This window comes from Blastococcus sp. TBT05-19 (assembly GCF_003319095.1).
GTDB lineage: Bacteria > Actinomycetota > Actinomycetes > Mycobacteriales > Geodermatophilaceae > Blastococcus.
In genome coordinates this window covers 106,831-119,935 of sequence record NZ_QOHI01000004.1, presented here as the reverse complement: position 1 = coordinate 119,935, position 13,105 = coordinate 106,831, and the positions used below count along the sequence as shown (strand labels likewise).

General features: G+C 73.2%; 11 protein-coding genes. 7 read left to right on the top strand and 4 right to left on the bottom strand.

The features are described 5' to 3' along the window. Positions 1–13 precede the first annotated feature (13 nt). Complete coding sequence (locus DQ244_RS11925; protein ID WP_113811705.1) at positions 14–277, top strand: hypothetical protein; 264 nt, start codon at positions 14–16, stop codon at positions 275–277. A gap of 2 nt (positions 278–279) precedes the next feature. Here DQ244_RS11925 and DQ244_RS11920 read toward each other — a convergent pair whose 3' ends face one another. After that, positions 280–996: a maleylpyruvate isomerase family mycothiol-dependent enzyme gene (locus DQ244_RS11920; RefSeq protein ID WP_113811704.1), complete on the bottom strand. Its 717-nt coding sequence runs from the start codon at positions 994–996 to the stop codon at positions 280–282. Between the two features lie 75 nt (positions 997–1,071). On the opposite strand from DQ244_RS11920, the gene mshC reads away from it, so the two are divergent. The 3 genes from mshC to DQ244_RS11905 all read left to right on the top strand — a co-directional run bounded on the left by mshC (position 1,072) and on the right by DQ244_RS11905 (position 4,463). Then, on the top strand, positions 1,072–2,325 hold the full coding sequence (mshC, locus tag DQ244_RS11915; protein ID WP_113811703.1) for a cysteine--1-D-myo-inosityl 2-amino-2-deoxy-alpha-D-glucopyranoside ligase: 1,254 nt from the start codon (positions 1,072–1,074) through the stop codon (positions 2,323–2,325). After that, positions 2,322–3,368 (top strand): HD domain-containing protein, encoded by a 1,047-nt coding sequence (locus DQ244_RS11910; protein ID WP_113811702.1) that lies wholly within the window; start codon positions 2,322–2,324, stop codon positions 3,366–3,368. The genes mshC and DQ244_RS11910 overlap by 4 nt, the downstream gene beginning before the upstream one ends. A gap of 156 nt (positions 3,369–3,524) precedes the next feature. Next, positions 3,525–4,463, top strand: a complete 939-nt coding sequence (locus tag DQ244_RS11905; protein ID WP_113811701.1) for an iron-siderophore ABC transporter substrate-binding protein — start codon at positions 3,525–3,527, stop codon at positions 4,461–4,463. Between the two features lie 43 nt (positions 4,464–4,506). Here DQ244_RS11905 and DQ244_RS11900 read toward each other — a convergent pair whose 3' ends face one another. After that, a complete protein-coding gene (locus DQ244_RS11900) occupies positions 4,507–5,373 on the bottom strand; it encodes a PAC2 family protein (protein ID WP_233491346.1) in 867 nt (288 codons plus the stop codon). A 214-nt stretch (positions 5,374–5,587) separates the two neighbouring features. On the opposite strand from DQ244_RS11900, the gene metH reads away from it, so the two are divergent. Then, on the top strand, positions 5,588–9,388 hold the full coding sequence (gene metH, locus DQ244_RS11895; protein ID WP_113811700.1) for a methionine synthase: 3,801 nt from the start codon (positions 5,588–5,590) through the stop codon (positions 9,386–9,388). A gap of 63 nt (positions 9,389–9,451) precedes the next feature. On the opposite strand, the gene DQ244_RS11890 is transcribed toward metH, so the two are convergent. Both DQ244_RS11890 and DQ244_RS11885 read right to left on the bottom strand, forming a co-directional pair. Further along, positions 9,452–10,819, bottom strand: a complete 1,368-nt coding sequence (locus DQ244_RS11890; protein WP_113811699.1) for a copper resistance D family protein — start codon at positions 10,817–10,819, stop codon at positions 9,452–9,454. Further along, positions 10,816–11,373 carry a copper resistance protein CopC gene (locus DQ244_RS11885; RefSeq protein ID WP_158544539.1) on the bottom strand — a complete coding sequence of 186 codons (558 nt, stop codon included), beginning with the start codon at positions 11,371–11,373 and terminating at the stop codon, positions 10,816–10,818. The genes DQ244_RS11890 and DQ244_RS11885 overlap by 4 nt, the downstream gene beginning before the upstream one ends. 183 nt (positions 11,374–11,556) lie before the next feature. Between DQ244_RS11885 and DQ244_RS11880 the strand changes: the two genes are divergently transcribed. Beyond that, a complete protein-coding gene (locus tag DQ244_RS11880; RefSeq protein ID WP_113811697.1) occupies positions 11,557–12,327 on the top strand; it encodes a hypothetical protein in 771 nt (256 codons plus the stop codon). Between the two features lie 86 nt (positions 12,328–12,413). Next, on the top strand, positions 12,414–13,103 hold the full coding sequence (locus tag DQ244_RS11875) for a class F sortase (RefSeq protein WP_113811696.1): 690 nt from the start codon (positions 12,414–12,416) through the stop codon (positions 13,101–13,103). Positions 13,104–13,105 lie beyond the last annotated feature (2 nt).

The window sequence follows — 13,105 nt, the reverse complement described above, 5'->3', positions numbered from 1 at the left end:
CACCCGGCGCCGAGTGGAGCGGCTGTCCATCGTGTCCACCAGGGTGCTCGACGGGTCCGAGCCGCTGCGCCTGGTGGCACACAACCGGGACGGCAGTTGGCAGTTCCTGGACGGAACACCGGTCGACGTCGATCACCTCATCGCCACTCACGCCCACCATCTCTTCGACGAGTTCCCCGACGAGCTCGGTCCGCTGCGCGCACTGCCCGTCGGCCACTTGGCCGCACGCACCGAGCCGGGCCGGCCGTGGCGCGTGGAGGAGTTCGCCGACGAGTGAACTCATTCCAGGTTGACGAGGCCGATCATCGCGGCTGCTCGGGCTGCGTCGCCGTCCACGGTGAGCACGTCCAGCGGCACCCGTCGCCAGACAGCGAGCAGCAGGTCACCGGCGGTGCCGGTCAGGGTGGCGGCGGGAAAGGGACGGGACCCCGGGAAGAGGGTCCGCTCGGCGTCGGCGTCCACCGCGTGGAGGACGACGGGGTGCGCCCCTTCTGGCGGGCCCTCCGGCAGGGCGCCGGGCACCATCAGGTCCAGCCACTCGTCCACGCCGTCCAGCCCGACGTCGGCAGGGATCGGCCGGACATCGCCGAGCACCTGCTCGACGTCGGCGGTGTGCACCGTGGCCTCCTGCAGCTGCCGGCGCAGGACGAAGCCCACGTCCTTGCGCGGCGCCCAGGTCCACACCCGCTCGTCGGGGTCGGCGCCGGCGAGCGCCGTCTCCAGCTCGGCGCTCCGGGCCGTCGCGTACCCGAGCAGCTCGTCGTCGGGGTGCCGCGACGGCGCTCCGTAGGCCGACGGGTCCTGCGCGCGGGTGCGCACCACCCATGCCCAGAAGTGCTGGACCTCGGCGAGGTGCCAGACCAGATCGGCCAGCGACCACCCGGGGCAGCCGGTCACCGGAGCCGCCCAGCCGCGGGCGAGCACCGCCTCCGACGCCGCGTCGGCGAACCGGGCGTTCGTCCGCCGGAGGGCGGGCAGGTAGTCGTCGATGTCCATGGTGCCCCCTCCGACCGGATGACCCGCACGGACGTGCGGCCAGACGGCGTCGGACCTCGCCTCTAGGCTCGTGCCGTGCTCTCCTGGCCCGCTCCGCTGCTGCCGACCCTGCCCGGCACCGGCCCCGTCCTCAAGGTCTACGACACCGCCCGGGGCGAGATCGTCGCGACGACACCCGATCGCACCGCGCGGATGTACGTCTGCGGCATCACCCCGTACGACGCGACGCACCTCGGGCACGCCGCCACCTACCTGGCCTTCGACTTGATCAACCGCCTGTGGCGCGACGCCGGCCACGCGGTGCACTACGTCCAGAACGTCACCGACATCGACGACCCGCTGCTGGAGCGGGCCGAGCGGGACGGCGAGGACTGGGTGGTGCTCGCCATGCGGGAGACGGCGCTGTTCCGCGAGGACATGACGGCGCTGCGCGTGCTGCCGCCCGAGGACTACGTCGGCGCGGTCGAGGCCATCCCGCGGATCGTGGCCCAGATCGAGCGGCTGATGGACGACGGCCTGGCCTACGTCCTCGACGACGGCACCGGCGACGTCTACCACGACATCTCCCAGGCGCCCGGCTTCGGCAGCGAGTCCCGCTACGACGAGCCGACGATGCTGGGCTTCTTCGCCGAGCGCGGGGGTGACCCCGACCGCGCCGGCAAGCGCAACCGCCTGGACCCGCTGCTGTGGCGCGGCCGCCGCGAGGGCGAGCCGTCCTGGCCCGGCCCGCGCGGGGCCGAGGGGCGCCCCGGGTGGCACATCGAGTGCGCCTGCATCGCGCTGGACACGATCGGCATGGGCTTCGACGTCCAGGGCGGCGGCAGCGACCTGGTCTTCCCGCACCACGAGTACTCCGCCGTGCACGCCGAGGCGCTGACCGCCACCAAGCCGTTCGCGCAGGCCTACGTGCACGCCGCGATGATCGGTCTCGACGGCGAGAAGATGAGCAAGAGCCGCGGCAACCTGGTCTTCGTCTCCAAGCTGCGCGGCGAGGGCACGGACCCGATGGCGATCCGGCTGGCGCTGCTGTCGGGGCACTACCGCACCGACCGCGCCTGGACGCCGGCCCTGCTGCAGCAGGCCGAGGAGCGCCTGGCCACCTGGCGGCGGGCCGTGGCCCTGGACGCCGGCGCGCCGGCCGGCCCGGTGCTGCACGGCCTGCGCGAGCGGCTGACCGACGACCTGGACAGCCCCGGCGCCATCGCGCTGGTCGACGACTGGGCCCGGCAGACCCTCGCCGGGGGAGCCGACCTCGAGGAGGAGGCGCCCCGGGTCATCTGCGACGCCGTCGACGCGCTCCTCGGCGTGGACCTGGGGGACTGCGGGTGACCGGTGCGCCCGCCGGCCCGTTCCGGCTGACCGACCGGGCCGCCCGCGAGCGGGCCGAGGAGCAGCTCGCGCCCGCCGCCACCCGGGCCGCCGGCTCGCGCGGCCGGGTCCGCCCCGAGGCGGAGGACCCGCTGCGGACGGCGTTCGAGCGCGACCGGGACCGGATCCTGCACGCCAAGGCCTTCCGCCGGCTCAAGCACAAGACCCAGGTCTTCCTGCACCCCGACGGCGACCACTTCGTCACCCGTCTCACGCACACGCTGCAGGTCACCCAGGTGGCGCGGTCGCTGGCGCGGGCCCTCGGCCTCAACGAGTCCCTCGCGGAGGCCATCGCGCTGGGCCACGACGTCGGCCACTCGCCCTTCGGGCACATCGGCGAGGACGCGTTCGACCCCTACGTCGAGGGCGGCTGGCACCACGCCGCGCAGGGCGTGCGCATCGTCGAAGTGCTCGAGGACCTGAACCTCACCTGGGAGGTGCGCGACGGCATCCGCGCGCACAGCTGGAAGATCGACCCGCCGCCGGCCACCCGCGAGGCCGAGTGCGTCCGGTACGCCGACCGGATCGGCTACCTGTCGCACGACGCCCTGGACGCCGCCCGCGCCGGGGTCATCCGCGCCGGCGACCTGCCCGCCCGGGCGCTGGCCGTCTTCGGGCAGCCCGGCAGCGAGATGGTCGGCTCCATGATCGACGCCGTCGTCGCGGGGTCGCTGGCCCCCGGCAGCACGAGCGTGGTCATGAGCCCTGACGCGCTCGAGGCGATGCACGAGCTGCGCGACTTCATGTTCGCCCGGGTCTACGCCTCCGACGTCGCCGCCGGGCAGAAGCACGTCGCGATCGACGTGATCCGCCGGCTGGTCGACCACCACCTGGCGCACCCGGAGCTGATCCCGGCGTCCTACCGCGACACCGAGGCCGCGGTGCTCACCCAGGTCGTCGACTACGTGTCCGGGATGACCGACCGGTTCGCCCTGGCCACCTACGACCGGTTGTTCGACGCCGACGCGTCCGCGCAGATGCGCCCGCTGCTCGGGGAGCGCTGAGCGTCCGGATCGTGCTGGTGGCCCTCGTCCGCCGGCTGGCCGCGGCCTGAGCTGCGCGACCCCCGCGCGACGAGTCGCACTTAGGGTGCCCTAACCTCACACCGACGACTTCCGCCGGCATCGCTCGCCGGCCGCGACCCGAGCGATGGGCGTTCCGTGACCCTCAGCCCGATCCGCAGCGCACCCCCGGCCCGACGGGGCACCCGCCTCGCCGGCCTCGTCGCCGGTGCGCTCGTCCTCACCTCGTGCGCGGGCGCCGAGGAGGCCGCCGCGCCCGGCTGCACCGACTTCGCGAGCGACGAGGGCACCGTGTGCGTGCCGGTCGACGCCGAGCGGATCGTGGCCACCAACTACTTCAGCTACGAGATCCTCCGCTTCCTCGGCGTCGAGCCGATCGCGGTGACCGGCGTCGAGGAGCTGCCCGAGTACCTGGGCGGCGGTGCGGTCGACCTGCCCGACATCGGCACGTTCCAGGAGCCCGCCCTCGAGACGATCGCCGGGCTCGAGCCCGACCTCGTCTTCGGCAACCCGGACACCGAGAGCGCGGCCGCGCTCGGCGACATCGCACCCTTCGTGGCGATCGACACCCAGGTGCCCGTGGCGTGGCAGGACGCCGTCACCCGGCACGCTGACGCACTCGGTCTGGAGGACCGGGCAGCCGAGGCCCTCGAGGAGTACGACCGGCGGGTCGCGGCCCTCGGAGAGGCCATCGGGAGTCCGGGCGACACCGAGGTGTCCCTGGTCTCGATCCTGGCCGGCGACGGTGTCGGCATCATCGGGGACCGGCGAGCCGCAGGAGCGCTGCTGCTCGATGTCGGCTTCAGCCGCCCCGCTGCGCAGCAGGGGATCGAGAACTTCGAGTTCCCCTCGGCCGAGGAGTTCGGCCGCCTGGACGGGGACGTGCTGCTGGTCAACGCCTTCGGGGAGCCGGCGGAGGTCGACCGGCTGCGCCGCGAGCTGGAGTCATCGCCGCTGTACCCGCTGCTGTCGGCCGTGCAGGGCGGTTCGGTGATCGACGTCGGCGTGCACTGGTTCTTCCACGGGCCGCTCGCCACCGAGCTGATGCTCACCGACCTCGAGGAGCTCTACGCCTGACGGGCACGCTCCGCGCCCGCCCCGGGGCGGGCGGAGGCCGGGTTCAGGCGCCGCCCGCGGTTCCCCGACGGCGGAGGTAGCGCTCGAACTCCCGGGCGATGGTGTCGCCGTTGGCCTGGGACAGGTCGTCCTTGGTGGCCCGCTCCTCCAGCGAGCGGACGTACTCGACGACCTCGGCGTCCTCGTTGGCCATCTCGTCGACGGTCTTCACCCACTCGTCGGCCTGGGCCGGGAGGGCGCCCAGCGGCACCGCGGTCTCCAGGACCTCCTCGAGCCGCGTCAGCAGCGCGACGGTGGCCCGAGGGGACGGCGGCTGCGACACGTAGTGCGGGACCGCGGCCCAGAAGCTGATCGCGGGCAGGCCGGCCTGGACGCACGCGTCCTGGAAGACGCCGAGGATGCCGGTGGGTCCCTCGTACCGGGAGGTCTCCAGGCCGTAGGCCTGCGCCGACTCGCTGTCGTAGGCCGAGCCGGTCACCGGGGTGGGACGGGTGTGCGGTGTGTCGGCCAGCAGGGCTCCCAGCGCCACGACCATGCTCACGTCCAGCTCCTCGAGGATCTCGAGGAGCTCCTCGCAGAAGCCGCGCCAGCGCATGTTGGGCTCGATGCCGCGGATGAGGACGATGTCGCGGTCGAGCCCCTCGGGCCGCGCGACGGAGATGCGGGTGGTCGGCCACTCGATGCGGCGGCTCACCCCGCCCACCAGGGAGACGGTGGGCCGGTTGACCTGGAAGTCGTAGTAGTCCTCGGGGTCCAGCGCGGCGAGCGGCTTGGCGTCCCAGATCAGCTCCAGGTGCTCGATGGCGCCCGTCGCGGCGTCGCCCGCGTCGTTCCAGCCCTCGAAGGCGACGACGACCAGCGGGTCGGTGAGCTGCGGCAGGTCATCAGCACTGGACATCGGGTCGGTCACCCCTGCCAGCCTACGTCGATCGCGCGTGCGCCCCGGGTGGCCGGTGCCCCGCGGGTCCCGGAACCCACGCCTGCTGCCCTCGCGGGGGTGGAGATGAGAGCATGGGGCCGACATCGGGGACGCCCAGGCCTGGGCCAGCCCGCCGGGGTGACGGAGCTCCTCCACCCGGGGACGCAGTCCGCATGCCCATCGAGATCGTCCTTGGGGATCCGCCGTGTCCGATTCACCAGCCCTCCGGCCCGACGTCACCGCGGCGCTCACCGCCGCGCTGCAGCAGCGCATCCTCGTCCTCGACGGCGCCATGGGGACGGCGATCCAGCGGGACCGGCCCGACGAGGCCGGCTACCGCGGTGAGCGCTTCGCCGACTGGCCGGCCGACGTGCAGGGCAACAACGACCTGCTGAGCCTCACCCAGCCGCAGATCATCGCCGGCATCCACCGCGAGTACCTCGAGGCCGGCGCCGACCTGATCGAGACGAACACCTTCAACGCGACGTCGATCTCGTTGTCGGACTACGGCATGCAGGAGCTCGCCTACGAGCTGAACGTCGCCTCGGCCCGCCTCGCCCGCGCGGAGTGCGACTCGATGACCGCGCGCACGCCGGACAGGCCGCGCTACGTCGTCGGCGCCATCGGTCCCACCAGCCGGACGGCGTCCATCTCCCCGGACGTCAACGACCCCGGAGCCCGCAACGTCAGCTACGACGAGCTGGTCGAGGCCTACCTGGAGCAGGCGAACGGCCTGGTCGACGGCGGCGCCGACGCCCTGCTGGTCGAGACCATCTTCGACACGCTCAACGCCAAGGCGGCGATCTTCGCGCTGGAGACGCTGTTCGAGGAGCGCGGCCGCCGCTGGCCGGTGCTGATCTCCGGCACCATCACCGACGCCTCGGGCCGCACCCTGTCGGGCCAGGTCACCGAGGCGTTCTGGCACTCGGTGCGGCACGTCAGGCCGCTGCTGGTCGGGCTCAACTGCGCGCTGGGCGCCAAGGAGATGCGGCCCTACATCGCCGAGATCTCGCGCGTCGCGGACACCTTCATCTCCTGCTATCCCAACGCCGGGCTGCCCAACGCCTTCGGGGAGTACGACGAGTCGCCGGAGGAGACCGCGGCGATCATCGGGGAGTTCGCCGCCAGCGGCTTCGTGAACCTCGTGGGCGGCTGCTGCGGCACCACGCCGGCGCACATCGCCGCGATCGCCGCAGCCGTCGAGGGCGCGGCGCCGCGGACCCCGCCCGTGGTGGCTCCGGCGCTGCGGCTGTCGGGTCTCGAGCCGGTGACCGTGACCGAGGAGTCGCTGTTCGTCAACGTCGGCGAGCGCACCAACATCACCGGCTCGGCCCGCTTCCGGAACCTGATCAAGGCCGGCGACTACCCGGCCGCCCTCGCCGTGGCCCGCCAGCAGGTGGAGGCCGGCGCGCAGGTCATCGACGTCAACATGGACGAGGGGATGATCGACGGCGTCGAGGCGATGGACCGCTTCACCAAGCTGATCGCCGCCGAGCCCGACATCTCGCGCGTGCCGGTGATGGTCGACTCCTCCAAGTGGGAGGTGATGGAGGCCGGCCTCAAGAACATCCAGGGCAAGGCGATCGTCAACTCCATCTCCATGAAGAACGGCGAGGAGGAGTTCGTCGAGCACGCCCGGCTGTGCCGCAAGCACGGCGCCGCCGTGGTCGTCATGGCCTTCGACGAGCAGGGGCAGGCCGACGACCTGGAGCGGCGGATCGCGGTCTGCCGCCGGGCGTACGAGGTGCTCACCGAGCAGGTGGGCTTCCCGGCCGAGGACATCATCTTCGACCCGAACATCTTCGCCGTCGCCACGGGCATCGAGGAGCACGCCAACTACGGCCTGGACTTCATCGAGGCCACCCGCTGGATCAAGCAGAACCTGCCCGGCGCGCTGGTGTCCGGCGGCGTCTCGAACGTGTCGTTCTCCTTCCGCGGCAACAACCCGGTGCGCGAGGCGATCCACGCCGTCTTCCTCTACCACGCGATCCAGGCCGGGCTGGACATGGCGATCGTCAACGCCGGCGCCATCGAGGTCTACGACGAGGTGCCCGCGGAGCTGCGCGAGCGGATCGAGGACGTGATCCTCAACCGCCGTCCCGACAGCACCGAGCGGCTGCTGGAGATCGCCGGGGACTACGCCGGCGACGGCGCGGCCAAGGAGGTGGCGACCGAGGAGTGGCGGTCGCTGCCGGTGGGGGAGCGGATCACCCACGCCCTGGTCAAGGGCATCGACGCCGACGTCGAGTCCGACACCGAGGAGCTGCGCCAGGAGATCTCCGCCCGCGGCGGACGGCCCATCGAGGTCATCGAGGGCCCCCTGATGGACGGCATGAACGTCGTCGGCGACCTGTTCGGCGCCGGCAAGATGTTCCTGCCGCAGGTCGTGAAGTCCGCGCGCGTGATGAAGAAGGCCGTCGCCTACCTGATCCCGTTCATCGAGGCGGAGAAGAAGCCGGGCGACGCCGAGCGCAGCAACGGCAAGGTCGTCATGGCCACCGTGAAGGGCGACGTCCACGACATCGGCAAGAACATCGTCGGCGTCGTGCTGCAGTGCAACAACTACGACGTCGTCGACCTCGGCGTGATGGTGCCGGCCCAGAAGATCCTGGACGCGGCCAAGCTGGAGGGGGCCGACATCATCGGCGTCTCCGGGCTCATCACGCCGTCGCTGGACGAGATGGTGAACCTGGCCTCGGAGATGGAGCGGCAGGGCTTCGAGATCCCGCTGCTGCTGGGCGGGGCGACGACATCGCGCGCGCACACCGCGGTCAAGGTCGCGCAGAAGTACTCCGGCCCGGTGATCTGGGTGAAGGACGCGTCGCGGTCGGTCCCGGTCGTCGCCGCGCTCCTGTCCGACGAGCAGCGTCCGGGCCTGGTCGCCAGGACCGACCAGGAGTACGCCGAGCTGCGCGAGCGGCACGCCGCGCGCCAGGACAGCCGGAAGCTGCTGCCGATCGAGCAGGCGCGCGCCGCCGCGACGCCGATCGACTGGGCCGGCTACACGCCGCCGCGGCCGCGGATGCTGCTGCAGCAGGCCAAGGACGTCTGCTCCGGCCCGGACTGCGGCGTGGAGCGCGACGGCGCCACGCAGTTCGTCCGGCACTTCCACGACTACCCGCTGGAGGAGCTGCGCGGCTACATCGACTGGCAGCCGTTCTTCAACGCGTGGGAGATGCGCGGGCGGTTCCCCGACATCCTGCACAACCCGACCACCGGTGAGGCGGCCCGGCGGCTTTACGAGGACGCCCAGGAGATGCTCGACCGGATCGTCGCCGAGAAGTGGCTGCGCGCCAGCGGCGTCTTCGGGCTGTTCCCGGCCAACCGGGTCGACGGCGAGGACATCGAGGTCTACACCGACGAGTCGCGCACGGAGGCGCGCACCACGCTGCACCAGCTGCGGCAGCAGACCGAGGGCCGCGACGGCTCGCCGCGCAAGTCGCTCGCCGACTTCGTGGCGCCCCGGGGGAGCGGGCTGGCCGACTACGTCGGTGCCTTCGCGGTGACCGCGGGTCTCGGGTCCACCGAGCGCGTGATGGCGTTCAAGAAGGACAACGACGACTACAGCGCGATCATGCTCGAGGCGCTGGCCGACCGGCTGGCCGAGGCGTTCGCCGAGCGGCTGCACGAGCGGGTGCGCAAGGAGTTCTGGGGCTACGCGCCGGACGAGTCCCGCGACAACCAGGAGCTCATCGCCGAGAAGTACGTCGGCATCCGGCCGGCCCCCGGCTACCCGGCCTGCCCGGAGCACACCGAGAAGCGGACCATCTGGGAGCTGCTCGACGTCGAGGCGACCACCGGCATCGAGCTGACCGAGAGCCTGGCCATGTGGCCGGGTGCGGCGGTCAGCGGGTTGTACTTCTCCCACCCGGAGTCGCGGTACTTCGTGCTGGGCCGGGTCGGGCGCGACCAGGTCGAGGACTACGCCCGGCGCAAGGGCTGGACGGTCGACGAGGCGGAGAAGTGGCTCTCGCCCAACCTCGGCTACCGCACGGAGAACGAGTGAAGGACCCGGGTGCCCCCCACCGCTCGCAGGCTCGCGGTGGGGCCCTGCACCCGGGCCGTTCCATTACCTCACCGTGAGGACGTCGGTGAAGGTGTCGTCGTGGCGGCTGGTGAACGCGTAGTCGCCCGGGTCCGCCGGGGCCTCGAAGGTCAGCAGGCTGCCACCGGGGACGACGACGTCGAACGAGCCGTCCTCCGCGGTGAGGGTCACCTGCTGATCGGTGCCGTTGAACACGCTCACCCGCGACCCGGCGGTCACCGGCGCGGGGACGTGGAAGCGCTCCTCGTCGACGAGCACGCCCACCGAGAGCTCGCCGTGGTCGTGCCCGGCCATCGGGTCGGCCGAGGGGCCGGCTTCGGCTGCCGGCGCGGCCGGACCGCCCGCCTCGGCCGCGCGGGCCGTCGGGGGAGGGGAGGCGGCCAGGGCGACCGCGACGGCGACGGTGGCCAGCATGACCAGCAGCTCGACGACCGCGAAGCGGCGGAAGCTGCCGGGGCGCCCGGCACGGAGCTCCGACAGGGTGTGCCGGCGGTGCTGCCAGCCGACGACACCGAGCACCGCGAGCCCTGTCGTCTTCGCCAGCAGCAGCCACCCGTAACCGGTGCCCACCGCAGCGCCCAGCCCGTCGCTGCCGGCCAGGAGGAGCCACGCGGCCAGCGCGCCCGAGGCCGCGGTGGCTCCGAAGCACACGAGGGCGAGCGCGCTGTAGCGGCCGACCGCAGGGTCCGCCGCTCCCCGCCCGGCGACGAGCACCGCCAGCAGGCCGCCGATCCAGAGGGTCGCGGCCGTGACGTGGACGGCGAGCGTCGTCACCGTCACCAGGTGGTCGTCGGCGGCGGAGTGCCCGCTGAGGACGACCGGGACCACGAGCGCGACCAGGGCGGCGCCCAGCAGGAGGCGGGCGGCCGCAGGTGTGGTGCAGCGTCCAGCGGTGGCGGCGATCAGGGCGGTGAGCACCGCGACGACCAGGGCTGACCGGCCGGCGCCGGTCTGCAGGAGGAACACCTGCAGCGAGGACAAGGGCAGGGACGTCGGCGCCACCCCGACCAGGACCGAGGTGCTCAGGTAGGCGCCGATCCCGGTCGCCACCGCCCAGCCCGCGGACCAGGCGGCGGCGGCCATGGTGGCACGTCTGGCCGCCGGTGAGAGCCGGCCGCCCGGAGCCGGCAGGAGCACCGCGGCGGCGAGGAGCGCACCGACCGTGCCCACCGCGGCGATGCGGGAGATCAGCGTGGCCACGGCAGCGAACCGGGCCGTCGATCCACCGGACGGTTCCGACGGACCGGCGCCACCGACCGCGTAGGCCCACAGCAGGACGCCGGTCAGCGCCACTGCTCCGGCGACGACGAGCACCGGCCGCCGGGCCCACAGCGGCGTGGCGGTGGGCGAGGAGGCCGGGGGGGCCGCGACGTCCGGCTCGCGGATGCTCACGCGGTTCTCCGCCAGCGGCGGACGGCCAGGACCGCGATCCCGGCGAGCAGGGCCGCACCCGCGACCGGCCAGGCCGGGAAGCCGCCGTCGTCCCCGGCGGCTGTCTCGGCGGCCGCGGCGGGCCGGGTGCCGGGCGACGCAGCGGCGGCGCCCTCGGTCACGGTGAAGCCGAACGTCCCCGACAGCGGATGGCCGTCCGAGGAGGTGCTGCGCCAATCGACGGTGTACGCGCCCGCCGCGAGGCCGTCGGTCAGCGGCTGGACGACGGTGGTGCCGCGGATCTCGGCGGGGCCCTCGGACACCGGGCCGCCGTCCGGGCCGGCGACGAGGACCTCGGTCCCGAGCGGCAGGGGCTCGGCGCTGAACTCCAGCTCCACCGCGGCCGGTCCCGTCGGCAGGGAGCCCTCCGCGGCCGGGCTGCTGCCCACCAGCCCGTCGTGCGCCGCCGCCGGCGGGGCCCCGATGCCCAGCAGCAGCAGGCTCGCCGCCGCACCGAGCAGGGCGAGGACCGCCCGACGGACGGGCGGGGCACCGGCAGCGGGCGGAACGGTCATGCCAGGCATTCGGAACCGACCGCGATCCCGGTTGGACGGGCCGGTCGCGATCTTTTTCGACTGTGACCGAACCGAACCCCTGGTCGGTGCCGAATGAGGAGCGGGTCACAGCGGCGGCGGGACACGATCCCCGCCTGGGAAGCCGTCCGCTGATCCGGTCCCTCCACCGAACAGGAGCACTCCATGCGCAAGGCATTCGCACTTCCGACGGTCGCCATCGCCGCCGCGGCATTCCCGCTCATGGCCATGTCCACGGCCTCCGCCCACGAGGGCAGCAGCAGCTACCAGGCCTCTCTGGGCACCCTGAACAAGTCGGGCGTCACGGGCACCGGCATGGTGACGCTGGACGGCAACACCGCGACCGTCGTGATCGAGGCGAAGGGGCTGCTGGCGGGGGCACCGCACGCCCAGCACTTCCACATCGGCGCGCAGGGCACCTGCCCGACCGACGCTGACAACAAGGACGGGGACGCCTTCCTCAGCACGAGCGAGGGCACGGCCGCCTACGGCGCCATCGGCACGTCGCTGACCACGACCGGCGACACCAGCCCCGACAGCGGCCTGGCCGTCGACCGCTTCCCGACCGCCGAGGGTGGCTCGATCAGCTACAACCGCACCTTCGAGGTCACCCCGGACGTCCACGCGGCGTTCGAGGCCGGCACCGCCGTCCTGGTGCTGCACGGCTTCGACCAGAACGGCAGCGGCACGTACGACGGCGACGTCAAGAGCGACCTCGACCCGAAGCTGCCCATGGAGGCTACCGCTCCGGTCGCGTGCGGCGCCCTGGACACCGCGCAGATGGGCACCGCGCCCAAGGGCGGCGCCGAGACCGGTGCCGGTAGCACCGCCGGCACCGAGAACCAGGCCGCCTTCGGCATCGGCGCCGTCGCGCTGACCGGTGCGGCTGCGGCGGGTGCTGTCGCCTACCGCCGTCGCCAGGCCGAGCAGGCCTGATCCGGCACGGGGTCGTGCGGGAGGGATCTCCCTCCCGCACGACCCCGACCCGCACCCCCACCCCGGAACACCCCGGAAGGACCGCTGTGACCGAGCAGACCGGCCGACGCCCGAGCGCCCGTACCTGGGCGGCGCTGGCCGTCGCCCTCGTCCTCGTGGCGGTGGTCGCCGTCGCGGTCGCCGTGACCGGGCAGCAGGAGGCCCCGCGGCCTGCGGCGGCGACCGGCAGCGAGACGCCCGTCGACCGCGTGCCCGCCGGCCCATCTCCGAGCGAGGAGCCGGCGGATGAGGCGGCACCCCCGCAGGACCAGGTGGCCGAGCCGGTCTCGATCGGCATCCCGTCCATCGGGGTGACCAGCGACCTGCTGCGGCTCGGGCTCAACGACGACGGCACCGTCGAGGTCCCGCCCCTGGGACCCGACGACCAGGCCGGCTGGTACGAGCGCGGCCCCGCGCCGGGAGCCGTCGGCCCCTCGGCGATCCTCGGGCACGTCGACTCTGCCGAGCACGGACCCGGCATCTTCTTCGACCTCGGCGCCCTCGAGCCCGGTGCCGAGGTGACGGTGACCCGCGCCGACGGCACCGTGGCGGTGTTCGCCGTCGACCGGGTGGAACGCCACCCCAAGGACGAGTTCCCGACCATCGAGGTCTACGGCAACACCGACGACGCGCAGCTGCGGCTGATCACCTGCGGCGGCGACTTCGACTCCGGTGCCCGCAGCTACGAGGACAACGTCATCGCCTTCGCGCGGCTCGTGGACACGCGCGCGGCCTGACC